The following is a 25,838-nucleotide window of genomic DNA, read 5'->3' as shown; positions in this document are numbered from 1 at the left end:
GTCAGTATTAAAAGAATCTCGGAGATTTTAATCCCTTTTTGCGTGATACTAATTCAAATCGAAGCATAATTTCGTGTGTTCCGCTGTTATAGTTCTGCAATTCGGTTGTTGTATAATCATAAGCGTAACCTATGGTAAACTGTGGTGCTATTTGTAAAGCAGCCATAGCGCTTACAGAATCGGAGGTACGGTATGAAGCGCCAAGCGTAATAACTTCGTTAAACATAAAATTGGCTGAAAAATCGGCAATAAGAGGAGCGCCAGATACATATTTAAGCAATATTGCGGGTTTAAATTTAGTATTGGCTGAAAGGTCAAAAACGATTCCTCCAATTAAATATAAATGCATTCTTTCGTTGACAAGATCATCGGCAATATCATCATAATTATAGCGTTCTCTGGTTAGAAAATTTGGAATTGATAATCCGATATAATCACGTTCGCCGTGCCAGTATAAACCAGCTCCAACTACAGGCACAAATTTGTTGGTTATGTTTTCACGAAACTGAACATCAGGATCACGGTGGCTTCCTTTTGTCCAGTCGATATTTAAAACGCGTCCGCCGCCTTTAACACCAAAAGACAATTTATGCGTTTGCCCAGACTGAATGGTATAAGAGAAATTGGCATCAATATATTGTTCTTCAGAAGGACCAATTTCTTCATTGACTACAGACAATCCAAGTCCTACATTTTTAGCAATTGGCGTGTCAAGTGTAAAAGATTGCGTGGTTGGTGCTCCATCAAGACCAACCCATTGCGTTCTGTAGATTCCTGTTATGGCTAAATGTCCCAATGATCCGGCATAAGCCGAGTTTACCGTGAGTGTATTATACATATACTGCGTGTATTGCGGTTCTTGCTGCGCATAAGTTCCAAATACAGAAAGCATTGTAATTATCGTAAAAAACTTTTTTATATCTTTAATCATAGCCAATTATTTTGGTTATCCTAATTTTTTAAATAAAGCCAGCCAGAAGTTTTGTCAGAACCATCTCCGAGATCCAGAATATAGAAATAGGTTCCTTCCGGAAGTGTTTTTGCAGATCCTTTTTCTTTACCGTCCCAAGTGTTGTCGTATCCTTTTTTGAAGTAAACCAAATTACCCCAACGATTAAATATGGACAGTTCATTATCTGGATACTGTGTAATACAATCGATATAGAAAGTATCGTTTTGGCCATCATCATTTGGTGAAAATTCATTCCAGATTTTCAAGCAATTTGGAGAGACTGTTGCACTGTCTTGGTTATTAGATGAGTTAGTGTCAATTTGATCCATTGAAACCAATTGTGCGATATTCAAGTAGTCTCTAACATCAACAACTTTGACATTTAAAGTAAGCGTTTGACTGCCTTTTGGAGCAACATTTGGAATTGTCCAAATTCCGGTTGCACTGTTATAAGTCCCAGATGTTGCTGTAGCGCTTTCTAATTCATATCCTTTCGGAAGCAGATCTTTTACTTCAACATTTGTTGCCGCTAAATTGCCAAGGTTTCCGGCGGTAATGGTAAAGATTACGCTGCTGTACATGGCGACATCGGTTTTATCAACTTCTTTATTAATTGCAATATCAGTCGATGGAATGTTTATGAATTCAGAATCTTCATCATCTTCACTTTGATCACCATTGTCATTGTTTGGCTTACTGTCAGGGTCAAATTGATTCGAAGCTGTAACCTGTGCCATATTCAAATAATCATCATGGTCAAGTCCTTTCGGATTTGCAACTGTAACTTGGTAAGTTAATGTTACACCTCCAACAGGAACAGTCAAGTTTGCCCATTTGATAGTATTGTTGCTGAAAATTCCTCCATTACTGATGTTCGTGATATTGCGATAACCTAACGGAATTATATCATCAACATTAACGCCGGTTGCTGTACTCGGACCTTCATTATTAAGCTGCAATGTAAATGTGATAACTTCGTTTACATTTGCGTTTTTGTTGCTTACTGTTTTTTCTAAACTTAAATCGGCTACTGCTACATTAATTTGAAGGCTGTCATAATCGTCTTCGGTAACAATGCCATTATTTGGAGTTGAGTCTGGATCAGGCAAATTGCTGGCGATTATTTCAGTTGTATTGGTATATTCACCGGCAACTCCTGTTGGTGGATTTACGGTTGTATAAATATCCAGTGATTCATCGTTACCCGCAGCTACAATACCAACATTCCAAACTCCAGTAATATAATTGTAAAGTCCGCTGGTTGGAGCACTGGTTAAATATTTGAATCCAGGAGGCAGTAAGTCTTTAACAGAAACACCGCTAGCATTTGCAGGACCATCATTTTTAACCGTAACAGTGAAAATAACGGTTGACCCGACATCATACACTGCATTTTGATTGAGAGCTGTTTTTTCTATTGATAAATCAGCCATAACAATTTGAGGAGTTACAGAAATACTATCATAATCGTCTTCTGTAATAATTCCATTTCCTGGAGTACTATCGGGATCATGTTGATCTGAAGTCATTATTTCAGCAGAGTTTAAATATTCGTCTGGAGTTCCTGTTGGCGCTTTTACAAACGCATTTATCAATAATGTATGACTGTTTCCTGGTAAAATAATACCTGGTGTCCATATTCCAGTTGCAGGATTATAACTTCCCGATGTAGAATTGAAAAATGAATATTGATAACCAGACGGGAGAATGTCTTTGATAGTTACACCTGTTGAAACACTTGGGCCATCATTAGTTACTGTTATTGCAAATGTAATTTGAGATCCAACAGCAGGAGTCAAGTTATTACCAACAACAGTTTTTTCTATCGAAAGATCTGTTACAGCTGGAACTGGAGTAAGTAATACAGAATTCATGTCATCTTCTCCCACGACATTATTGTTTGGAGTAGAATCAGGATCAAGCTCATTTGAGGTAAAGACCTCAGCAATATTATTATAATTGCCTGTTGTATTCACTTTAACGCCTATTAATAGAGATTCTGAGCCTCCATTTGGAATTGTTCCAATATTCCATATCCCAGTTGTATTAAAATACTGTCCAGCGGTTGAACTATAAACAACATATTCAAAACCACTTGGTAAAATGTCTTTCACACTTACTCCGGTTGCAGCTTGAGGTCCACTGTTTTTCACGGTTATTTCAAATGTGACAGTTGATCCAAAAATAGGACTTAAATTGCTTCCCAGAACGGATTTTGTAAGCGATAAATCTGCCATCGGAACAACTGGTGAAGTAGTTGCTTCAGCATAGTCATCTTCTGTTGCAATTCCATTATTTGGAGTTGAGTTTGGATCTAGTAAGTTGCTTGCTGTTACTTCTGCAATATTGTTATAATTTCCTATCGCGTTTACAAATGCTGTTACTTGTAATGTTTGAGAATCGCCATTAATTAAAGAACCAATTGCCCATTTTCCTGTAGTTTTATTATAAGTTCCCTTAGTTGCGGTATAATTGCTGAATGTATATCCAGAAGGTAGTAAATCAGTTATTTCAACGCCTGCTGTATTTTGAGGACCATTGTTTGTAACAATAACTTCAAAAGTAACAGAAGAACCTATAATAGGGGTCGGGTTATTCACTGTTTTTGTTAATGATAGATTAGAAGATTGAGGATTTGGTGTTGTTGAGGCAGAAGCATAATCGTCTTCTGTTGTAACACCATTATTAGGAGTAGAATCTATATCATCAATATTTGCTGCAGTAACTTCAGCACTATTAGTATAATTCCCACTAGGATTTACAGTGGCTAAAACTTGCAATGTTTCAGATTTCCCTGCTATTAAATTACCAACAGTCCATAAACCAGTCGTTGGATTATATGTTCCAGTTGATACTGTATAGGCGCTATAAGTATATCCAGAAGGGAGCAAGTCAGTTACTGCCACACCAGTATTATCTAACGGACCGTCATTTGTTACTATAACTTCAAAAGTAACTTGAGAACCCACTAATGGAGTTGCATTATTGACAGTTTTGGTTAATGATAAATCAGAATAAGTACCAACTCTTATTGGAGTTATGATCGCATCTCCATAATCATCTTCAGTTGTAATTCCGTTATTTGGAGTTGAATCAGGATCGGGTAGATCAGCAGCGGTTACTTCGGCAATGTTGAGATAAATTCCTGTATCGTTAATAATTGAGCTGATTTGCAATGTTTCAGATTGTCCATTGGCTAAATTGCCGATATTCCATATTCCCGTAACAGGATTATAAGTTCCAGTTGAATTTGTGTAACTTGTATAAGTATATCCCGTTGGAAGCAAATCTGTAACCTGAACACCAGTATTATCTTGTGGACCGTTATTTGTTACTACAATTTCAAAAACAACAGGAGTACCAACTTTTGAAGTTGTATTGGTAATTTCTTTTGTTAGTGATAAATCAGATGATAAAGCTGTTGGCGTAGTTGTGGCAGTTGCGTAATCATCTTCAGTTGTGATGCCATTATTTGGAGTTGAATCAGGATCTTCAAAATCTGCCGCAGTTATTTCAGCAATATTTAGATAATTACCTGTTGCATTTACTGTAGCTGTTATTTGTAAAGTTTCTGATTTTCCATTAATTATGTTTCCAACTGTCCATAGACCAGTTGCTGGTGTATAAGTTCCAGTTGAAACAGTATATCCAATAAAAGTGTAACCCGATGGAAGTAAGTCAGTAACCTGAACATTTTCATTGTCATCTTTTCCACTATTTGTTATTACGATTTCAAAAGTAACCTGAGACCCCACTAATGGAGTTGTATTGTTTACTGTTTTAGTCAGAGATAAATCAGAAACTGGAGGTGGAGGCGGCGTATCTGCTCTTGTTCCTACAAGTGCAATTGCATAATCATCTTCTAAATTTGCTCCATTATTTGGAGTTGAATCAGGATCTGTCAGATCAGCTGCGGTAACTTCGGCTCTATTGACGAAGTTACCAATCGCATTTGCTATTGCAGCAATTTGCAAAGTTTCTGATTGACCAATCGCTAGATTACCAATGTTCCATAATCCGGTTGTTGCATCATAAGTTCCTGTTGAAACTGTATATCTGGTAAAAGTGAACCCTGCTGGGAGTAAATCGGTTACCTGAACACCTGTATTGTTCTGTGGACCACTATTGGTAATAATTAATTCAAAAGTAATTTCAGTATTTACAATTGGTGATGAATCGCTGACGGTTTTAGTCAAAGATAAATCAGAAGACTGAGCTGTTGGAGTAATTGTTGCTGTTGCATAATCATCTTCAGTTGTAACACCATTATTTGGAGTTGAATCAGGATCAGGAAGATTACTTGCAGAAACTTCTGCAATATTTGTATAATCTCCTGTAGCGTTTACGATTGCTGTTAACTGCAAAGTGTGAGAAGCTCCATTTAATAAAGCTCCGACTGTCCATAATCCTGTTGTTGAATCATAACTTCCTGAAGTTGCGCTGTATGAAACATAAGTGTAGCCGGACGGAAGCAAATCGGTTACGGTTACACCATTTGTATCTTGAGGACCAGCATTACTTACCTGAACACTAAAAATTACTTGTGAACCCACTAACGGAGTTGCATTATTTACCGTTTTTGATAAAGATAAATCAGCTGATTGCGTAACAGGAATAGTTGATACTTCTGAATAATCATCTTCGGTTGTTATGGCGTTATTTGGAGTTGAATCCGAATCTGGAAGATCGCTTGCTGTAACTTCTGCACTATTTGTATAATTACCAGAAGGGTTTACAGTTGCTGTCAACTGTAAAGTTTGTGAAGCTCCGTTCAATAAAGCGCCTATAGTCCATAATCCTGTTGTTGAGTCATAACTACCGGCAGTTGCGCTGTATGAAACGTAAGTATATCCAGTTGGAAGCAAGTCAGTCACAGTCACACCAGTTGTTGCTTGTGGTCCTGCGTTACTTACCTGAACGCTGAAGATTACTTGTGAACCTACTAATGGAGTTGCATTATTTACAGTTTTAAGAATTGATAAATCAGCTGATTGAGGGACAGGGACTGTTGTTACTTCAGCATAATCATCTTCTGCATTAGCTCCGTTATTTGGAGTTGAATCCGGATCTGGAAGATCGCTTGCTGTAACTTCAGCACTGTTTGTATAATTACCTGAAGGATTTACTGTTGCAAGTAATTGCAATGTTTCAGAATCTCCAGTAACTAAACTTCCTACTGTCCAAACACCTGTAACCGAATCATAAGTTCCAGTCGATATTCTGTATCCTGTAAAAGTATAGCCTGACGGAAGTAAATCGGTGACTTGTACGCCATTATTATCTTGCGGACCATTATTGGTTACAATAATTTCAAAAGTCAATTCAGAGCCTACAACTGGAGCTGCATTATTTACTGTTTTTGTCAGCGACAAATCTGACGATTGTTGGACAGGAACTGTTGTTGCAGTAGCATAATCATCTTCAGTTGTAACTCCGTTATTTGGGGTAGAATCAGGATCAAGTATGTCACTGCTTGTTACCTCTGCAATATTCGTATAATTTCCCGTTGGGTTTACACTTGCCGTTATTTGTAAAGTTTCAGATTCACTGTTCTCAAGTATATCTAGCGACCAGATGCCTGTTGTGCTGTCATAAGTACCGCTGGTTGCGGTAAAACCTCTATAGGTATAACCAGACGGAAGCAAATCGGTTACAGTTACATGAGCAGTATCTTGTGGTCCGCTGTTTGTAGTAATGATTTGAAAAGTTACAAGAGAACCAACTAACGGTGTCGTATTATCAACAGTTTTAATTACTGATAAATCTGCTAATGGTGAAATAGGAGTTACGACTGCATTAGCTTCATCATCTTCGCTTTGATCACCGTCGTCATTATTTGGTGTACTATCTGGATCAGGAAGATCACTCGCTGTTACTTGTGTAATATTTAAATAATCGCCTGTTGGAAGTACTTTTGCATCAATAATAAGAGATTCAGAAACACCATTATCAACAGTTCCAACACTCCATATACCTGTAGTTTCATCATAAAGACCAGCTGATGAACTAAAATTGACAAATTCATAACCTGATGGAAGTAAATCAGTAACCTGAACCCCTGTCGCACTGTTTGGTCCGTCATTTTTAATAACGAGTTCAAATGAAACCTGACTTCCTACAACTGCACTTGTATTTCCGGCAACCACATTTTTAGTTAAAGACAAATCTGCAGTTGGTCCTATAAAAGTAAAAGGAGAATTATCTTCATCATCTTCACTTTGGTCTCCATCGTCGTTGTTTGGTGTACTGTCTGGATCAGTAAGATCACTGGCTGTGATTTGTGCAATATTGAGATAACCACCTAACGGATTTACAATTGCTCTAAATGTCAAATTCAAAGTAGCTCCATTTGCTAACGCTAAATTTTGCCAACTAATAGTAGCAGTTGCAATATTATAAAACCCTGCATTTGAAACTGAGCCTGGAATTAAAGTAAAACCTTCAGGTATTATATCCTGTACAGCAATTCCTGTTGCATTTCCGGGACCTTTATTGAGAACAGTAAGTGTAAAATCTACTTGATCTCCTGCAGCTCCGCTTGTTGGCGTGACAGTCTTTGTCAATTCTAAATCGGCCGATTTTAAAGTTACATTCGCACTTGCCATATCATCTTCTGGTAATCCATTGCCTGGAGTACTATCGGGGTCTTTTTGTTTTGCTGTTTGTATTTCAGCAGTATTTACATAATCAGCGGCAGATGCTACATTGACTTTTGCGGTAATTTGTAAAGCAAGAGAGTTTCCATTATTTAGATTTCCAACATTCCAGATACCGGTTATATTATTATATTTTCCTGCTCCGTTATCACTTACATAAGTATATCCTGGAGGCAATTGATCTGAAACGGTTATTCCTGTTGCGTTGCTTGGACCGCTATTTGTAACTCTAATGGTAAAAATAACATTGTCATTGATGCTGACCGTAGTGGGAGAGACAGTTTTCTGAAGCGATAAATCGGCTATATCAAGAGTAACTGTAGCATCATCTTGATCATCTTCAGTTGCAATACCATTATTTGGAGTACTGTCAGGATCAAATTGATCTGAAGCAATAACTTCTGCACTGTTTACGTAAGGTCCAACAGCTCTAATAGTAGCGTTAAAAGTTAAATGTAGTATACTGCCACTCGGAATTGTGAGACCAGTCCACGTAATTGTATTATCTCCAACATTATATTGTCCAGCTGAGTTAACAGATCCTGGCACAATAGCAAATCCTAGCGGAATATGATCGCGTACAGAAACATTGGTTGCTGTTACTGTTCCACCTTGAGCATTATTATTGTTAAAGACGTTTATATTGAAAGTTACTACATCGCCAACGCTTCCTGTTGTAGGTGTTACTGATTTAGTTAATTCAAGGTCTGCAACTGCCAATATGGTAAGGTTCATTGTATCTGTTGAAACTGCACAGTTTCCGTTACTAACATTCCATTGCAGGGTGTAGATACCAGGAATAGTTCCGGTAACAGCTGTAGTCGGGCTGGAAGGATCAGTAAATCCTATTGTACTTGGTCCTCCAGTTTGTGTCCAAGATCCTGTACCAATAGTTGGTGGAACAGCATTTAAATTTATAGGAGAAAATTGGGGAACAATTTGGTTTGGACCCGCATCTGCTGTTGACGGATTTTGATAAATAGTTACGAGTACTGAATCTTGAGAAGTACAACCATTATTATTCACAGTAGTAGTTGTCCAGAGAAATTCATAAGTTCCAGGTATTAAACCTAACATTAATGAATTAGCGTTATTTGGCGATGCAATATTTGCTGTATTTGGTCCAGAAACCTGAGTCCAAGTACCTAAACCAGAAGTTACTGGAGTAGCATCCATAGTTACACTGCTTACATTACAATATTCTTGATCAGGTCCAGCATTTGCAATAGATGGAGGTGTGTCATTAAAGATTATTGTAACAGTATCGGATGATGGCTGACATAAAGAAGGATTGGTAAAAGGTCCGTTAGTAACTGTCCACGTCAAGGTATATGAACCTATTATCACATTTGATAATGTAGTAACAGGACTGTTCGGATTGTCAATAACAGCATTCGAGCCGGCAGGTTGAGTTGTAATGGTCCATGTTCCAATACCAACTGTTGGCGGAACAGCAGCGGTTTTATAAGTTGTCTGACAAGCGACTGTATCGTCGGGACCCGCATTTGCGGTACTTGGCGGTGCATTCATTTCAATACGTACAATATCAGATAGAGATCGACAATTATTGCTTTCAAATACCCATTCAAGAATATAAAGTCCAGGAACTGTCAAGTTTGTAACAGTTGTTAATGGTGCAGACGGGGTAGTAATAACAGCGACGCTTCCTGCTGGCTGATAAACAAAACGCCATTCAGCTGTAGTAACATCAGGAGGAGGCATGTTTCCGCTCATTGTTGCAGTTCCAGAAACATCACTAATACATAAAGTTTGATCGGATCCAGCATTTGGATCAATACTTGCGCCACTAAAAATGGTTACGTTTACAGAATCTGACGTTCCAGCGCAAGTACTACCATTTGGGAATGTTGTAGGAATGGTTGTGAATGTAAAAACATAATCATTACCAGGAACGACAGTTGCATTTGCAATATAACTGTTAACCTTTGATTGTGTAATTGTAACATCATTCGGATTTCCGGTTGTGCTTGTAAGCGTCCATGTTCCTTTTGAATTTTCACCCGCCATAAGCTCTATACTGGTGACATCACAATAGGTTTGATTGGTTCCGGCATCAGCAGGTGTATCTACAATTACTACGACATCATCAAATGTACCTTGACATAAAAAGATACTTTTTGCACTTACGGTCCATCTAAAAGTATAAGTACCTGCAATAAGACCATTAATTACAGTATTTGGATTTGATGGATCAACAATTGTAGGCTGATTTGGTGCTCCCGTAAGAACAGACCATTGTCCCAGTTCAAAAAAACTGTCGTAAGTACTTCCAGCCATAGTAACAGTAGTGCTATTGCAGACATTTTGATCTGGACCAGCTAAAGCCTGATGAGGTGGAATTCCAATGGTCAGATTAATGTCATCAAATGCCTGACCACAAACATTTGCATCGACTGTCCATCTGAAAATATAATAACCGCTATAATTAAATGTAAATACCGCATTAGGATCGTGTATATCACTTATAGTATAATTTCCAACACCTGAAATTCTAGACCAAGTACCTGTTGATCCTCCGCTTTGGGTTGCCGCCATTGTTATGGTATTGCCACAAATTTCCTGATCAGGACCTGCGTTGGCTGCAGGAGGCGTATCTGCAACAGTTACTGAGACACTGCTCTCACTTGAAAGGCAAGTTCTAACTCGGGGAACAATAGACCATGTAAAAACGTAGGTTCCATTTCCAGGAACAGTAACCATTGTATTAGGATCAATTTCATCAGCAAAAACAACTCCAGTAGAAGGTTGTGCAGTCCAAGTACCAATTTCATTGGGTTGTGGTGTATTACCGCTAAGATTAAAAGTTGTTGTTCCCGAAGAATAACAAGCATCGGGTCCTGCGTCTGATGGTGTTGGAGCAAGAAGATTGTTGGTCAAGATGGATACATTATCTGAAACGGCTGAACCGCATGAAGGGCCTGGATGCAAATAAGAAACGGTCCATTGTAACTCATATAATGATGAAGGAGTGAGAAAACCACTCGCAATAGCATTTGGATCATTGACATTAGAAAACGTGATGGTATTAGGCCCAGAAACCTGACTCCAAGTACCAATTTCACCTGGATCTGGCTGTACTGCTGCAAGAGGAACCTGTGAATTTGTACAGACTAACTGATCTTGTCCAGCATTTACGTTATTGATTGTACTGTCAGAAACATATACTGTTACCGTAGCAACCGAGAATCCGCAGGTAGCACCACCACCTTTTGTAATATATTGAAAAACGTAAGTTCCTGAAATAAGGCCACTTACTTGTGTATCAACCGCAAAATTGTCGGCAACGACGGCTGTATTTGGACCACTCAGCTGACTCCAAAAATGCAAGCCGTCATCTGTAGTGACACCAGAAAGAATAGTACTGGTATCGCCACATGGTAAACTGACATCGGTTCCGGCATTAGAAGGGGTAGGCTCGCCAGAAACTAAAACATTTATAGTGTCAAAACCGTAATCACATTCCACAGTTAATGCCCCGGTTTGTTTTCTAATAAATTCAACAGTATAATCGCCTGGTGCAGTAAGTGTTAAAGTCAGAGAATTTCCGGTATCTTTCAAAGCAGAAGGAAATGGTCCAAGTGGTGAAAGTGCAGGACCACTCACAATTCGGTATTGATTAGATCCTGTTCCTGTAACAGCAAGCGGAATTGTAAATACAGTTGCGTTACAGCTACCTACAATATCATTTCCATTATTAGCTACAATTGTTCGGGTTGGGCCATTATATTGAACAATATAATCTTTAGTAAAAATACAACCTGTATTGTTATTTGTAAGTGTGTAGCGGAATCGGTATGGACTTCCTGAATCGGAGATATTGGTTACTAATGTGGTTGGGTTTGTAGGTGAAACAATTACTGCGCCTGAACCACCTGAAACTTGAGTCCACTGAACCGTTTCTCCTGCGTATAATGGAGTTTGAGCTACAAGAGTAACCTGATTTATTGTATTGTCACAAAAGAATATATTTTCGTCTCCTCCAGGCAGCTGCGTTACATCTTGCGTTGCAGGCGGTACAGTAATTACAACCAAATCATTGCCAGATGCACAAGGTCCGGTAACGGTCCATCTAAAAGTATATGTTCCCTCTGTCAAATTTGAAATACCGGTATTATTTGCATTCGGATTAGCTATAGTTGGTGTATTTGGCCCGGTAACAAATGTCCATTGTCCATTTTGTCCGTTAAGACCGCATCCGCCATAAGTAGCGTTGAGGTTCGTTGATTGTGTTGTAGTATAACAATTGCTTAAAGTCTGATCTGGACCAGCTGAAACGGGTTTAACACCACCATAATTGGTAACAGTAATTTGAGATGTGGTTCGGCATCGCTGCCCTGGTGCAAATTCAGGTCCCTCAATAACCCATTGAAGTGTAGTAACGCCACAGCTTGTATCTGGTAAAGTTATGGTTGAGGTTGCTAAATTTGGAAAATTAATTACAACTCCGGCGTTATTTGCTCCAACGATCTCCCAATAACCAGTTTCGCCTGTATTTTGCGGAGTATTTGCAATAATTGCCAGTGTACCATTATTATTAGGACAGCTTGCTATATTGCCACCAGCATTAGCTCTTGTTATTGGCTTAACATTAACAACTTTATCTTGATAAGATAAAATTCCGTCACCGCAGGTTGCGCTATATCTAAATATATAAGTATTCCCTCCAGTATAACCAGATATAGTTGTGGTGCTGCTGTTAGGAGAATTGATTACAACTGCAGGCCCTGATATTTGCGTCCATAAAACTGTTCCAATGATCGGACTAGGATTATTTCCAGTCAAAACTAAAGCATCGGTTTCGCAAATTGTAGTGTTAAGTACTCCCGCATTTACTGTACAGTTTTGCGCTTTTGAGCTTACTGCACTCAGGATTATTAAAATAATTGCTAAATACAGTTTTTTAGAAAAATTAGTAACCGCAGAATAAAAGTAAAATTGTGGCATAAGCAATCAGAATTTTAAAGGCAGTAAAATGATTATGGAACTACCTTAAATTAATAATTACGTCGTGTGATTTGCAGGTTGCGATTGAATTGTAGGGGGGCGGGTGATCCAAAGTTAGAAAAAGTAAATATGTGAAGTAAGGTTTTTAATGTTTCAAATTATAAAATGAAACAATAAATTAGATGTTGCAACATGAAAATTAGTTGTAAATAAAGGTTTTAATGAAATTTTGAATCAAATGAAGGCCGTTATGCAGCAAATCAAACCAGATATAATTTTGATCAAGACAATTTGTTTTTACCCTGAAAAGTGATAAACCTTGATATAAAAGTGTAGATAAATTGAGATAGAAATGTAATTAAAATCAGTTTTTGAACATTCATTTTTCTTTAAGAAAAAAATAACAGAAAGACATTCAATTCTAATGTTGTTTTAATGTAGCACCGAAAATTTCGTTCTAACTTGCGCCACTTTAAGAACAGAAAAATGTTGAGTAAAATTAAAAATAGTATCTTTTGTAAATGCGTTCACGCATTGCTGATTGGCTATTTTTTAATGAATAGTATTAATTTCTCCGGGACATTTGTCAGGATTGTAAATAACAATACCGAACAGGATTCTGTAAAAGGAATCACATGCAATTTCTTAAAAAAAATATTCAAATGCGATGGCATTTCGGAAGAATTGGATGATTACGAAACAAAGGAAACCAAATCAACAAAACAGGCAAAAGGTATTCCGATGTTTGAATATATAATTCCATTTGATTCCTCAATGGCTAATCTGTATTTTCAGGTTCATGCCAAAGGAAAAAACGATATCAATAATCCAATTTTCTCTTTTGGATTTCATGGCAAAATTCATCTGAGACCTCCTCAAAATATTGCATAAATATTATTTTTTTTTTGATGCTAAAAAAAAATACACATACTTGAAATCCAGTGTATTACTTTTTTTTGTAAATTAATAATTATTTATTAATGTAATATTTATACATAAATTCATGACACCTTTTAAACGTTTTTACAACTTACTCACGCTCGATAAGCGCGATGTATATCAAATTATATTTTACGCCGCATTTGCCGGTTTAGTAAATCTTTCACTTCCTCTGGGAATTCAGGCAATTATCAATTTTATTCAAAGCGGACAAGTCAGTGTTTCCTGGATTATTCTTGTAATTCTGGTAACAATTGGAGTTGGTTTTGGTGGTGTTTTAACCATTTTGCAGCTTCGAATTGTAGAGAATTTGCAACAGCGAATTTTTGTGCGTTCATCGTTTGAATTCGCATACAGAATGCCTTTGATTAAATTTAAGGAAATGTATTCTGAATATGCGCCCGAAAAAGCGAACCGATTTTTCGATACATTAATGGTTCAAAAAGGAACTGCAAAATTGCTTCTGGATTTTTGTACAGCCTTTTTGCAAGTCGGACTCGGAATCATATTATTGGTTTTGTACCATTCCTTTTTTATGGTAATCGGACTTTTGTTTATTGCCATTTTGTATATCATTTTTAAATTTTCTTATAAAGATGGTCTTGAAACAAGTCTTAACGAATCAAAATTCAAATATAAAGTGGCAGCCTGGATTCAGGAGATAGCCCGTAACCGTGAAAGTTTTCGAAGAAAAGGAGGTTTTGAATATGCGCTGAAACGTAATGATGGCTATGTAACGAAATATGTAGATAACCGTGAGAAGCACTTTCAGGTAATGAAAAAACAATACATTCAGCTTACTATTTTTAAAGTTATTGTTACGGCTGCCTTATTATCTATTGGTGGTTTTCTGGTAATTCACCATCAAATGAACATCGGGCAGTTTGTAGCAGCTGAAATTGTTATTGTATTGCTGATCAATTCGGTAGAAAAAATCATTTTCGGACTAGAATCTTTTTATGACGTATTGACATCTGTAGAAAAAATCGGGCAGGTAACTGATATGGAAATTTCATGTATTCCTGAAAAATCAGCTGTAAATGAAGAAGGAATCACAATCGAAACTGAAAGTGTTGCTTACAATTATCCAAATCATAATAAAAAGTCCCTTAAAAATATCAATCTGAAAATCAATCAGGGTGAAAAAATAATTTTGAGAGGAACAAACGGAGCAGGAAAAAGCACATTACTTCGATTACTTGCAGGTTTGCTAGAGCCAGAAAGTGGTGCTATTTATGTGACCGATACTTTTATGAACCGACTTGATGAAGATAATTATAGAGCTCAGGCTGGAACCTATTTACAAGGTGATACGCTTTTTGCCGGTACAATTAGAGAAAATATTCTTTTTGGAAATGAAGAACTAAATAATGATGACCTAAAATGGGCTTTAGATAGTGTTGGCTTAACGCCGGACATCAAAACTTTTCCTAACGGTCTGGAACATCAAGTTCATCCAGGCGGTAACGAACTTTCGGCTTCAGATATTCAAAAGATTTTGCTTGCGCGAAGCATCGTTAATAAGCCTAATATTTTGTTCCTTGAAGATCCTGTTGATAAAATGGATGAATTGACATCAGGAAAAATTGTTGATTTTTTACTTTCTCAAGAAAATGACTGGACAGTAATCGTAACTTCTAAAAATGATATTTGGAAGAATAAATGCGACCGAATGATAACCATTGACGACGGAAAAATTATTAACGACATAAAGCTATAATCATGCTCAATATATCAAAAGATAATAATATACTCATAACTCCGGGAAAATACACATCTATAACAAACGTTGCCCGAAGGCCTCATTATAAAATTTTAAACAGAGTCATAATCGGATTTTTATTGTTTTCTGTTGGTTGTCTTTTTCTTCCTTGGACACAAAATATTTCAGGAAGTGGTTCAGTTACAACCTTAAAACCAGATCAGCGACCACAGACGGTTCACAACGCCATTGCCGGAAGAATCGAGAAATGGTATGTGCAGGAAGGAGATTATGTAAAAAAAGGCGATACGATTGTTTTCATTTCTGAAGTAAAAGAAGATTACCTGGATCCAAATCTTGTTGGTAATACAAAACAGCAGGTCGATGCCAAAAAAATGGCGGTTGAATCCTATGGTGACAAAGTAAATTCTCTTGAAGTTCAGGCAAAATCGCTTAACACAGAAAGAGAACTGAAATTGCAACAAGCTCAGAATAAAATAAAACAGTCACAACTTAAAATTAAAAGTGACAGTATGGATTTGGAAGCTGTAAAAACACAGTTAAGAATCGCTAAAACACAATTTGATCGTTCGACCGCTTTAAATAAAGAAGGCTTAAAACCGCTGACAGATGTTGAGCAAAAAAGGCTGAAACTTCAGGAATCTGAGGCTTATATCATCACACAGCAAAACAAACTTTTAAGCAGTAAAAACGAGCTGATAAACGCAAGAGTTGAAATTAACAGAATTACAGCTGAATATGCCGAAAAAATTTCGAAATCAAGAAGCGATAAATTCACTGCCTTGAGCACACAGTATGATACAGAAGCTCAGGTAAATAAACTTGAAAACCAATATGTAAATTACAGTTTAAGAAACGGTTTGTATTACATTACAGCGCCTCAAAGTGGTTATGTAAACCGCGCTTTGTTGGCTGGTTTGGGAGAAACTATTAAAGAAGGAACTCCAATTGTGAGCATTATGCCGGCAATTTATGATATTGCTGTCGAAACTTATGTCGATCCAATCGATCTTCCGTTAGTGCATCGTGGTGCAAAAGTGAGAGTTTGGTTTGATGGATGGCCAAGAATCGTATTTTCTGGATGGCCTGGATTATCTTATGGAACGTATGGAGGAAGAATTGTAGCAATCGAAAATTTCATCAGTTCTAATGGAAAATACAGAGTGCTTATTTCGCCAGATGGTCCAGATAATAAATGGCCAAAAGAATTAAGCATTGGAGCAGGAGCACAAAGTATTGCCTTGTTGGAAACCGTTTCGGTATGGTATGAAATATGGCGAAATCTGAATGGTTTTCCGCCAAATTATTATAAGTCAGATGTAAAAGAGGCAAAATATGAAAAGGACAAAAAATAGATTAAAAAACGTTGCAAGACTGTTTTCTCTTTTGTTTTTATTCGGTTTTCCTGTTTCATACGGTCAGGATTTTAATAAAGAGGAATTAAGTTACAGCGAATTTTTAGGATATGTAAAAAAATACCATCCGCTGGTAAAACAGGCTAATCTTGAGATAAGCAATGCACAGGCGGCGCTTATGGTCGCACGTGGCGGATTTGATCCAAAAATTGAAGTAGATTACAGCAAAAAAGAATTTAAAGGAACTGAATATTATTCGTTATTAAACAGCAGTTTTAAAATTCCGACTTGGTACGGAATTGAAATAAAAGCAGGTTTTGACGACACTGATGGACAATATTATAACCCGCAGAATAAAACTCCAGAAGCGGGTTTGACTTCTTTGGGAATAAATGTTGCTTTAGGACAAGGAATGTTCATCAATCAAAGAATGGCTGACGTTCGGGAAGGAAAACTGCAATTAAAATTGAGCGATGCACAACGAAAATTAAAAGCAATTGAAGTGTTGTACAAAGCAAGCGAAGCGTATTTTGAATGGAGAAAAAGTTATAATGAAGCCGAACTTTATAATCGATATTTAGGCTTTGCAAGCAAACGTTTTGAAGGCGTAAAAAAGTTGATCGAATTAGGCGACGCGCCAGCAATTGATAGTGTTGAAGCGGGAATTACAGTAAGAAACAGACAGCTGAATGTTGAAAATGGAAATCTGAAATTAGCCAAAGCAAAATTGTATTTATCCAATTATTTATGGATTGAAAACGTACCGGTAGAATTGGAAGATAATGTAAAACCAGAAGAAAATCTGATTCAGACATTGGAAACAACTTTAAAAACAGATGCCATGATGGTTAATGTTGAAAGTTTAGACTCACATCCAAAACTTCAGGCTTTGGAAACGAAGATGGATATGTTGGAAATCAACAGAAAATTGAAGGCAAATTCGTTACTTCCTAAGTTGAATGTAGGCTATAATTATATTTCAGAACCTTCTTATTGGAGTTCATTCAACGCTGATGATTACAAGTTTAATGTCGACTTCAGTATTCCGATTTTTTTGAGAAAAGAAAGAGGAAGCCTTAAACTGGCAAAATTCAAAATTCAGGATATACAGTTTGATATCGAACAGCAAAGATTGGAGCTGAAAAATAAAATTAAAGCCCAACAGACTGAAATATCGTCTTTAAAAAGACAAAAAAAGGTAATTGATAATTTGGTAAAGGATTATGTAACAATGCTAAACTCAGAGGAAAAACTGTTTTCATTTGGCGAAAGTTCTATTTTCTTGATTAATTCCAGAGAAAATAATTTAGTGAGCGCAAAACTGTCTCAAATCAGCATTGAAAATCAGTTTTACATTTCAAATGCAGAATTATACAAAATACTGGCAAATCCAGATTAGAAAATTTTATTTGTTCGCTTAGTTGTTGGTTATATTGAAGAAAACAGCAGTAATTTTTTTTACTGCTGTTTTTGTTTTTAGCTACTTGACTCAATTAATTCTAACACATAGAAACATAGATTTGGGTTGCATAAAAAGGCGTTTCACTTGTTTAAAATAAACATAGTTGGCTATGTGTTAGAAACTAGTTTCTTTTTAAGTTCTTTATATTTAAGTAAAATCTATGTTTCTATGTGTTAAATAAAAAACATATCAAGTCTGAAATGGCCTACAATTCTTTTGAATAGATTAATATAAGGCAAAAACATTACTTCATGATTTTAATTTATGCCGAGTTTTGGCCGAAATACTGTAACTTTATAGCCTTTACCACTTAATTAATGAGTACAGAAAATCCAATTCCAGAGAACGAATTTGAACGTTTAGCAGCCTTAAAACGTTATAATATATTAGATACGCTTCCAGATCATGCTTTTGACGATGCTACAAAGCTTGTTTCCTATATCTGCGGTGTACCAATTGCCCATATTTCGTTTATTGATGAAAGCAGACAATGGTTTAAATCTGAAATCGGAATAGGGGTTTCTGAAGTTCCCCGCGATATCAGTTTTTGCAAATACACGATTATGGAGTCAAAAATGATCGAAATTAACGACACATTTTTGAACGATCGTTTTAAAGATGATCCTAATGTTACCGGAGGTTTTAAAGTGAGATTTTATGCTGGAGTTCCACTTACAACCCCAGATGGATTCAACATCGGAACCATTTGTGCCATCGATCATGTTACAAAGAAATTGGATGAAAATCAACGAAATGCACTTTCGATTGTTGCAAAACACGTAATAAATCAGCTGGAAGTTCGAACTAAAAATATTGAGTTGGCCGCTCAGAAAAAAATTGCGGAACGTGCTGTTTTTGCAAAAGACAGTTTTTTGGCCAATATGAGTCACGAAATCCGTACGCCATTAAACGCTATTATCGGTTTTACAGATCTTTTAGCGCAGACAGAATTAGATGAAACGCAGCGCGATTATATTGAAAGTGTTCAAATTGCAGGAGAAAATCTGCTTTTGATTGTAAATGATATTTTGGATCTTTCTAAAATTGAATCAGGAAATTTAACAATCGATTCCGAGCCTTTTAATCTGAAAAAAACGCTTAAGCATGTTTATAATTTATTAAAAGTTAAAGCGCATAAAGAGGTCGAATTCAATCTCTTTTTAGATGCCGATATGCCTGATATGGTTATTGGCGATCAAGGAAGATTAAATCAGATTTTAGTAAACCTTATCGGAAATGCGCTAAAATTCACGCATGATGGCGATGTGACGGTTTCTGTAAAAAAGATTGAAGAAACAGAGGATCATTATTCGCTTCGATTTTCTGTAAAAGATACCGGAATTGGAATTCCAGAAGATAAACTTAACTCCATTTTTGAACGTTTTACACAAGCTGAAGAAAGTACAACACGAAGATTTGGCGGTACCGGACTTGGATTAAACATTGTAAAACAATTAATAGAACTTCAAAAGTCTGAAATTCAGGTAAAAAGCAAAGAAGGACGAGGTTCAGAATTTTCTTTTGTCCTTTCCTATAAAAAAGCAGATGCGAAAGTAGATTCAGTTAAAACAATATCAAAAAATGAGCTTGGAAATCTAAAAATTTTGCTTTGTGAAGACAACGTACTGAATCAGAAATTAGCAAAAAGTGTGGTGCAAAACTTTGGTTTTGAATTGGATATAGCTGAAAATGGGGAAGAAGGCATTGAACTTTTATCGAAGAACAACTATGATTTAGTTTTGATGGATCTTCAAATGCCAATAAAAGATGGTTATCAAACAACGGAATACATCAGAAATGAAATGAAATCAGATGTTCCCATCATTGCCATGACTGCACATTCTCTTGTTGGAGAGCAGGAACGTTGTTATAAAGTTGGAATGAATGCCTACGTGCCAAAACCTTTTAAACAGGCCGTGCTCTTAAAAGCGATAAAAACGGTTATGAGTCAAGATGCTGATCATGGAAGAAGAAGAATTATTGATTTTTCTATTTTGGATGAAATGGCATGCGGAAGCCCTGATTTTAGAAAAGAAATGATTGATCTTTTTTTAGATAAAATTCCGAGTCAAACGGCTCAGCTTGAAGAAGCATTTAAAAATGAAGATCATGATACAGTTAAGAAATTGGCGCATAATATGAAATCCAGTTTGGATATTTTCATGCTTACTGATCTGACAAATTGCTTGTCGACTATTGAAGAAGAAGCTTCACTTGGAGAATTTACATCAGAAAGTGCCGATAAAATAAACATTTTGCATTGCGGCATCGAAGAGACCGTTAAAATCCTGAAGGAGCTTTGATAAAAAAGAAATAAGCCTTAGCTTTACATATAAGCCTAATATAAATAGCATTTTTTGCCTCAAAATATCATAACAATGAGAATCATTTTAGCCGAAGATAATGATATCCTACGCAAATCATTATCATTTTTCTTAGAATCCAAAGGATTTGCTGTTGATCAGTTTTCTGATGGAAAAGATGCGCTTGAAGCCATCGAAAAAAACAATTACGATTTGATTTTAACCGACATAAATATGCCTGGCATCAGCGGAATGGAAATTACGCAGTATGTTAGGGAAACGATTAATTCGGACGTTCCTATAATAATACTTACTTCTTCTGGTGTTGAACAGACAGAATTGGATTCTTTTGATATTGGTGCAAATGAATTTATTGCAAAACCAATCAGTCCTGCCGTTCTTTTAGTTCGAATTAATAAGTTGCTAAAAATCAAAGCTTAATGAAATTTCTATATTATTCAATAGTTTTGCTTTTTGTTTCTTCTATTTCTTTTGGACAAGAAGTAAATATCGATGCAGTTTTAGCTCAAGCGAAACAAGAAACTGAAAAGGGAAATTTTGATAAAGCGTTATCATTAGTTGAGCCTTTGCGTGCAAAATTCCCTGAAAATGAAGATATTCAGGTGTATACAGGACGAATTTACAGCTGGAAAAAAGACTATCCGTCATCCATAAAAATATTAGCACCATTAACAGACAGATCAAATCCGAATCCTGATGCTTTGCAGGCAATTATCAATACTTATTTTTGGTCGGAACAGTATGAAAAATGTATTTCATATTGCGATAAATATTTAGCAATTGACCCAAAATCGGTAGATGTAATAAAGACAAAAGCATTTTGTCTTGAAAAACTGAATCGCGATCAGGAAGCGTTGGAAGTTATTGAAAAAGCATCAATTGCAGATAATAGCACTCAGCCGTTTAGAAGCATTCGAACACTTATTGGTAAAAAAGCTAAAAATGCAATTGCAGCGTCTTATCTTAATATTTCTACTTCGGAACCAGGACAATCGCCTTTGCATTATGGGTATGTTGAATATTCACACAAATTCAGCAAATCAGCAATTGTGGGTCGCGCAAACATTGGAAACACAGGAAATGATACACAAATGCTTTTTGAAACTGATTTCTACCAAACATTTTCCAATAAAAGCTATTTATATGCCAACGCCGGACTTTCAACAGGAGAAACGCTATTTCCCGTTGGAAAGGCTGGTTTAGAATATTATTTTGCTCCAGTTAAAAAATTTGATTTTGCATTTGGAGCAAGATTTATGCATTTTGAATCGGATGATATAACATTGCTTACGGGGCAGGTTGCATACAATACTGGAAGTTATACATTAGCGTACAGACCGTATTATGATACAGGAAATTCGTTGTTTTCTCATGTTTTAAGTTTGCAGAGAACAAATGAAGAAAAAGAAAGAATCATAAGATTGGAACTTCAATACGGAACAGTTCCGTACTTGTATCTTTATAACGGTTTTACACAACCATTAGAAGCTTTTAGAGTTGGATTACAATATCAGCATCGTTTAGGCGATTCTTTTTTCGTGCGCCCAATTTTTCTTTATGAACGTGAGGAATATACGCCTGGAGAATATAGAAACAGATTTAATGTCCAGTTAATTGTAACTAAACGCTTTTGATATGGAAAAAGTTTGGGAATTATATGAAAAAGGCGACTGGGTTGTACCGTTTCTCATCTTTTCAATATACTTATTTATTGGAGCTTCTTTTGCTTTATATCTGGTAATTATTTGGAGCCGAAATAAAAATATAAACAGAGAAAAACGCAGAATTGAATACAGTCAATTAATTGAAAAATTAATGTCGGCTGTTGTTTTTGAAGATGTTACTTTTTTTGTTATTAATAAAGATAAGGATTCGGCAGCGCTTTTCAAAAAAGCCTTTTTCAGAGAAGTTGTAATGGAGACGATTATAAATCTTCATAAAAATTACGATGGTGTTTTTGCTCAAAAACTGGAACAATTTTATCAAGATTCGGGTTTAATAAAAGATTCTTTCAAAAAACTACGAAACTTCAGATGGGAAATAAAATGCAAAGGAATTACAGAATTGGCTGAGTTTAATATAAACGAAGCGTTTGAAACAATCATAACATTTTCAAAAGCCAGAAAAAAGACGTTGAAAATCACGTCAATTAATGCTTGCATAAAACTTGCCGGAACAAAAGGCATTGTACATCTTGCCGAGCATCCAGATCCTATTGATGACTGGACGCAGTTGAATATTATTGGTGCTTTTAAAAAGCATGATATTGGCGATACAAAAGGAGTAGAGCTTTTGTTAGAATCCAAAAACACAACGGTTATTACACTTGGATTAAAACTTATAAAAGAGCTGAAGCTTACGCAAAAACTTCCGTATGTATCGCAACTGATAGATCACGCACCAAATAAATTAATTCAATACGAAGCGCAAAACGTGTTTCAGACATTAACAGTTTAATTAAAAGCCAATGAGTTTTTTAAATAACGAATTAATATGGTTTTTGGATATATACATAGTGCTTATTTTGGGCTATGCTATATTGATCATGTCTTCGTATCTTATATTAGCCTATCTTTCTACAAAAGAACTTCGAAGTTATCTTAAAAAAAATAGTTTTGTTGATTATGAAGTGCTTCTTACAAGTGAGTTTGCGCCTAAACTTTCTTTGATAGCTCCTGCTTACAATGAAGGTTTTACAATTGAAGAAAATGTAAAATCATTACTTTCATTAAATTACAATAATTATCAGGTTATTGTAGTAAATGACGGAAGTAAAGACAATTCGATGGAAATCCTGATCAAGAAGTATGATCTTGTTTTGACCGATTTTGATTTTCACGAGCAAATTGAAACCAAAAAACTGAAAGGAATTTATACGTCCAGAAATGCCGCTTTCAAAAAACTGATTGTAGCCGACAAAGAAAACGGAGGAAAAGCCGATGCCTTAAACGTAGGATTAAATATTGCACAAAATCCGTATGTAGTTTGTATCGATGTAGATTGTATTTTGGACAAAGATTCTCTTTTGAAACTGGCAAAACCTTTCTTAGAATCGCACGGGAAACGCATTATTGCAACAGGCGGTGTAGTCAGAATTGCAAATCAGTGTATTATTAAAAATGGCCGTTTAGTCGAAGTAAATATTCCAGACAGCATGATTCCGAGAATTCAGGTTTTAGAATACCTGCGCGCTTTTCTTTTAGGAAGAATGGCTTGGGGAAGACTGGACGGATTATTATTGATTTCCGGCGCATTCGGTGCATTCGATAAAGAAATTGCGTTATTGTCTGGAGGTTATAGCACAAAAACTGTTGGCGAAGACATGGAATTGGTCGTTAGAATGCGCCGTTATATGCTTGAAAACAAATTGCCCTATTCGGTAAGTTATATTCCTGATCCGCTTTGCTGGACTGAAGCCCCTGAAGATTTCAAAATATTCAAAAAACAGCGCAGCCGCTGGATGCGAGGAACAATCGAAACCCTTAGCTTTCATAAAAGAATGTTCATGAATCCTAAATATAAATTATTGGGAATGATAAGTGTTCCGTATTGGACATTCTTTGAATTTTTGGCACCTGGAATTGAGTTTATTGGCCTTTTAATAACGGTTATATTTATACTTTTTGGTTTGCTGAACTGGCATTTTTTCCTTTTGTTATTGCTTTTTGTGTACACTTTTGCCGTTTTCTTTTCCGTTTTGGCATTGTTTAGCGAAGAACGTACTTTTCATAAATACCCAAAACATGCCGATTTTTTCAAGCTTCTTTTAGCGGCTTTTATTGAACCTTTATATTTTCATCCTATGACCGTTTATTCGGCTTTAGTAGGATATAAAGAAAAAATAATGGGAACGCACAGCTGGGGCGAAATGACCAGAAAAGGTTTTACTAAAAAAGAATAAGTTATTTTTATATTATCCGATTTCTGAAAAAGGAGTTCCGCTATGAAAATTGAATTAAAGAAAACCGATTTTGTTGGAAAAGAAATAAACGAACCGTATTATTATATTCTGATATTTGACGGAAATGCTTCTTTTTCAGTTGATTTAACGGATTATGAATGTAGCGGAAAAAGTCTCATTTTCTTATCTCCATATCAATTGTTTAAATGGAATAATTCTTCAGCGCCTTTTATAAATCAAGTAAGTTTTCATGGTGATTTTTATTGTATTGAATATCATAAAAAAGAAGTTGCCTGCAACGGAATTTTGTTTAATGATATTTACAGAGAACCTTTTGTAAACATTTCTGATTTTATTTACGAGGAAATTATCAGCATCATTGAAAGAATGAAAAAGGTGGAAGATTCCAAACTTGATTATGACGATTCGATACTAAAATCCTATTTGCAGGTTGTTTTGGCATTGAGCAGCAAAGAAAAACAGTTGAAAATGCCTTCTGAAATTCAGGAATCGATTGGAAATGCTACTATTTTACAGTTTCAGCAGTTACTTGACGAACATTTTCGAGAAGCCAAAGAAGTGGCTTTTTATGCTTCTAAATACAAACTTACGGTCAATACATTCAGTAAAAGAATCAAAAAGCATTTCGGAAAATCACCTTCACAACTTATACAGGATCGCATTGTTTTGGAAGCCAAAAAACTTTTGCATTTAACGGTCAAACCGATTCGGGAAATTGCCGTTGATCTTAATTTTGAAGATGAGTTTTACTTCAGCAGATATTTTAAAAAGAATGTCGGAATTTCCCCGAAGGATTTCCGAAAGGAAGTCGGTATTTCTATTGTGGCAAAATAGTCCATGTAAACTCCTTTACGTCCATTTTTATCCAGGCACTTCTAAACTAATTTTGGTGTGTATTTAAAACATAATCAAAATGGAAAAATTTATAAGATTTATTGCTGGCGGACAAAACAACTTTGTTCACTTTTTAAGAATAGCTATTTTCATTGTAATGGCTTGGATTGGAGGTTTAAAAGCCTTTAAATATGAAGCCGATGGAATTGTCCCGTTGGTCGCAAACAGTCCGTTTATGGGTTTCTTTTATAAGGATGCCAATAAAATGGTTGCCAGTGATGAAGGTAAACAAGTGAAAGCGTACACTTTATATAAAAATTTAGAAGGTAAAACAGTAGAAAAAAACATAAAATGGCACGAAGAAAATGGCACTTATATTTTTTCGTATGGACTTGGAACTGTAATCGTTTCGATTGGTTTATTGGTTCTTTTAGGAATTTGGTTTCCAAAAATTGGATTTTGGGGCGGTCTCCTAACTTTCGGAATGTCATTTGTCACTTTATCATTTTTAATCACAACGCCTGAAGTTTATGTCCCAAATTTAGGAGGAGATTTCCCGACACCAGAGTTTGGTTTTCCGTATCTTTCTGTCGGAGGACGATTAGTCTTAAAAGATATAATTATGATGAGTGGTGGTTTGATTATCGCATCTGATAGTGCAAAGAGAATTCTTGGCAAAGCAAAAACGTTTATTCAGTAAAAAATA

Annotated in this window: 13 protein-coding genes; 11 read left to right on the top strand and 2 right to left on the bottom strand. The window is 36.0% G+C overall.

Annotated features, from left to right (window positions below):
- Positions 1-7 precede the first annotated feature (7 nt).
- Positions 8-931 carry a PorP/SprF family type IX secretion system membrane protein gene (locus FN795_RS01605; protein ID WP_142449004.1) on the bottom strand — a complete coding sequence of 308 codons (924 nt, stop codon included), beginning with the start codon at positions 929-931 and terminating at the stop codon, positions 8-10.
- 20 nt (positions 932-951) lie between these two features.
- Positions 952-12,573, bottom strand: coding sequence for a PKD domain-containing protein (locus FN795_RS01600; RefSeq protein WP_142449003.1), 11,622 nt, complete (start codon positions 12,571-12,573; stop codon positions 952-954).
- 486 nt (positions 12,574-13,059) lie between these two features.
- On the opposite strand from FN795_RS01600, the gene FN795_RS01595 reads away from it, so the two are divergent.
- The 11 genes from FN795_RS01595 to FN795_RS01545 all read left to right on the top strand — a co-directional run bounded on the left by FN795_RS01595 (position 13,060) and on the right by FN795_RS01545 (position 25,832).
- Positions 13,060-13,464, top strand: a complete 405-nt coding sequence (locus tag FN795_RS01595) for a hypothetical protein (RefSeq protein ID WP_142449001.1) — start codon at positions 13,060-13,062, stop codon at positions 13,462-13,464.
- 112 nt (positions 13,465-13,576) lie between these two features.
- On the top strand, positions 13,577-15,232 hold the full coding sequence (locus tag FN795_RS01590) for a peptidase domain-containing ABC transporter (RefSeq protein ID WP_142449000.1): 1,656 nt from the start codon (positions 13,577-13,579) through the stop codon (positions 15,230-15,232).
- A gap of 2 nt (positions 15,233-15,234) precedes the next feature.
- Entirely contained in the window at positions 15,235-16,590 is a 1,356-nt protein-coding gene (locus FN795_RS01585) for an HlyD family secretion protein (RefSeq protein ID WP_142448998.1), read from the top strand.
- Positions 16,571-17,989, top strand: a complete 1,419-nt coding sequence (locus FN795_RS01580) for a TolC family protein (RefSeq protein ID WP_142448997.1) — start codon at positions 16,571-16,573, stop codon at positions 17,987-17,989. Before FN795_RS01585 ends, FN795_RS01580 begins: the two co-directional genes overlap by 20 nt.
- A gap of 380 nt (positions 17,990-18,369) precedes the next feature.
- Positions 18,370-20,355 carry a GAF domain-containing hybrid sensor histidine kinase/response regulator gene (locus tag FN795_RS01575; protein WP_142448995.1) on the top strand — a complete coding sequence of 662 codons (1,986 nt, stop codon included), beginning with the start codon at positions 18,370-18,372 and terminating at the stop codon, positions 20,353-20,355.
- A 75-nt stretch (positions 20,356-20,430) separates the two neighbouring features.
- The gene (locus FN795_RS01570) at positions 20,431-20,796 is read left to right on the top strand and encodes a response regulator transcription factor (RefSeq protein ID WP_035644357.1); all 366 of its coding nucleotides are present in this window, start codon (positions 20,431-20,433) and stop codon (positions 20,794-20,796) included.
- Positions 20,796-22,010, top strand: coding sequence for a YaiO family outer membrane beta-barrel protein (locus FN795_RS01565; RefSeq protein WP_142448994.1), 1,215 nt, complete (start codon positions 20,796-20,798; stop codon positions 22,008-22,010). Before FN795_RS01570 ends, FN795_RS01565 begins: the two co-directional genes overlap by 1 nt.
- A gap of 1 nt (position 22,011) precedes the next feature.
- The gene (locus FN795_RS01560; protein ID WP_142448992.1) at positions 22,012-22,833 is read left to right on the top strand and encodes a hypothetical protein; all 822 of its coding nucleotides are present in this window, start codon (positions 22,012-22,014) and stop codon (positions 22,831-22,833) included.
- A 10-nt stretch (positions 22,834-22,843) separates the two neighbouring features.
- Positions 22,844-24,277 (top strand): glycosyltransferase family 2 protein, encoded by a 1,434-nt coding sequence (locus FN795_RS01555; RefSeq protein WP_142448991.1) that lies wholly within the window; start codon positions 22,844-22,846, stop codon positions 24,275-24,277.
- Between the two features lie 42 nt (positions 24,278-24,319).
- Entirely contained in the window at positions 24,320-25,132 is an 813-nt protein-coding gene (locus FN795_RS01550) for a helix-turn-helix domain-containing protein (protein WP_142448989.1), read from the top strand.
- 79 nt (positions 25,133-25,211) lie between these two features.
- On the top strand, positions 25,212-25,832 hold the full coding sequence (locus FN795_RS01545; RefSeq protein ID WP_142448987.1) for a DUF417 family protein: 621 nt from the start codon (positions 25,212-25,214) through the stop codon (positions 25,830-25,832).
- Positions 25,833-25,838 lie beyond the last annotated feature (6 nt).

It is taken from the genome of Flavobacterium resistens, assembly GCF_900182645.1.
GTDB classification, from domain to species: Bacteria; Bacteroidota; Bacteroidia; order Flavobacteriales; family Flavobacteriaceae; genus Flavobacterium; species Flavobacterium resistens.
The sequence above is the reverse complement of the archived record's forward strand: the minus strand, read 5'-3'. Positions and strand labels throughout refer to the sequence as shown.

What these genes read in the sequence shown, in the direction of transcription:
- FN795_RS01605 (WP_142449004.1), bottom strand. Translation starts at nt 931, where the DNA reads ATGATTAAAGATATAAAAAAGTTTTTTACGATAATTACAATGCTTTCT.
- FN795_RS01600 (WP_142449003.1), bottom strand. Translation starts at nt 12,573, where the DNA reads ATGCCACAATTTTACTTTTATTCTGCGGTTACTAATTTTTCTAAAAAA.
- FN795_RS01595 (WP_142449001.1), top strand. Translation starts at nt 13,060, where the DNA reads ATGTTGAGTAAAATTAAAAATAGTATCTTTTGTAAATGCGTTCACGCA.
- FN795_RS01590 (WP_142449000.1), top strand. Translation starts at nt 13,577, where the DNA reads ATGACACCTTTTAAACGTTTTTACAACTTACTCACGCTCGATAAGCGC.
- FN795_RS01585 (WP_142448998.1), top strand. Translation starts at nt 15,235, where the DNA reads ATGCTCAATATATCAAAAGATAATAATATACTCATAACTCCGGGAAAA.
- FN795_RS01580 (WP_142448997.1), top strand. Translation starts at nt 16,571, where the DNA reads ATGAAAAGGACAAAAAATAGATTAAAAAACGTTGCAAGACTGTTTTCT.
- FN795_RS01575 (WP_142448995.1), top strand. Translation starts at nt 18,370, where the DNA reads ATGAGTACAGAAAATCCAATTCCAGAGAACGAATTTGAACGTTTAGCA.
- FN795_RS01570 (WP_035644357.1), top strand. Translation starts at nt 20,431, where the DNA reads ATGAGAATCATTTTAGCCGAAGATAATGATATCCTACGCAAATCATTA.
- FN795_RS01565 (WP_142448994.1), top strand. Translation starts at nt 20,796, where the DNA reads ATGAAATTTCTATATTATTCAATAGTTTTGCTTTTTGTTTCTTCTATT.
- FN795_RS01560 (WP_142448992.1), top strand. Translation starts at nt 22,012, where the DNA reads ATGGAAAAAGTTTGGGAATTATATGAAAAAGGCGACTGGGTTGTACCG.
- FN795_RS01555 (WP_142448991.1), top strand. Translation starts at nt 22,844, where the DNA reads ATGAGTTTTTTAAATAACGAATTAATATGGTTTTTGGATATATACATA.
- FN795_RS01550 (WP_142448989.1), top strand. Translation starts at nt 24,320, where the DNA reads ATGAAAATTGAATTAAAGAAAACCGATTTTGTTGGAAAAGAAATAAAC.
- FN795_RS01545 (WP_142448987.1), top strand. Translation starts at nt 25,212, where the DNA reads ATGGAAAAATTTATAAGATTTATTGCTGGCGGACAAAACAACTTTGTT.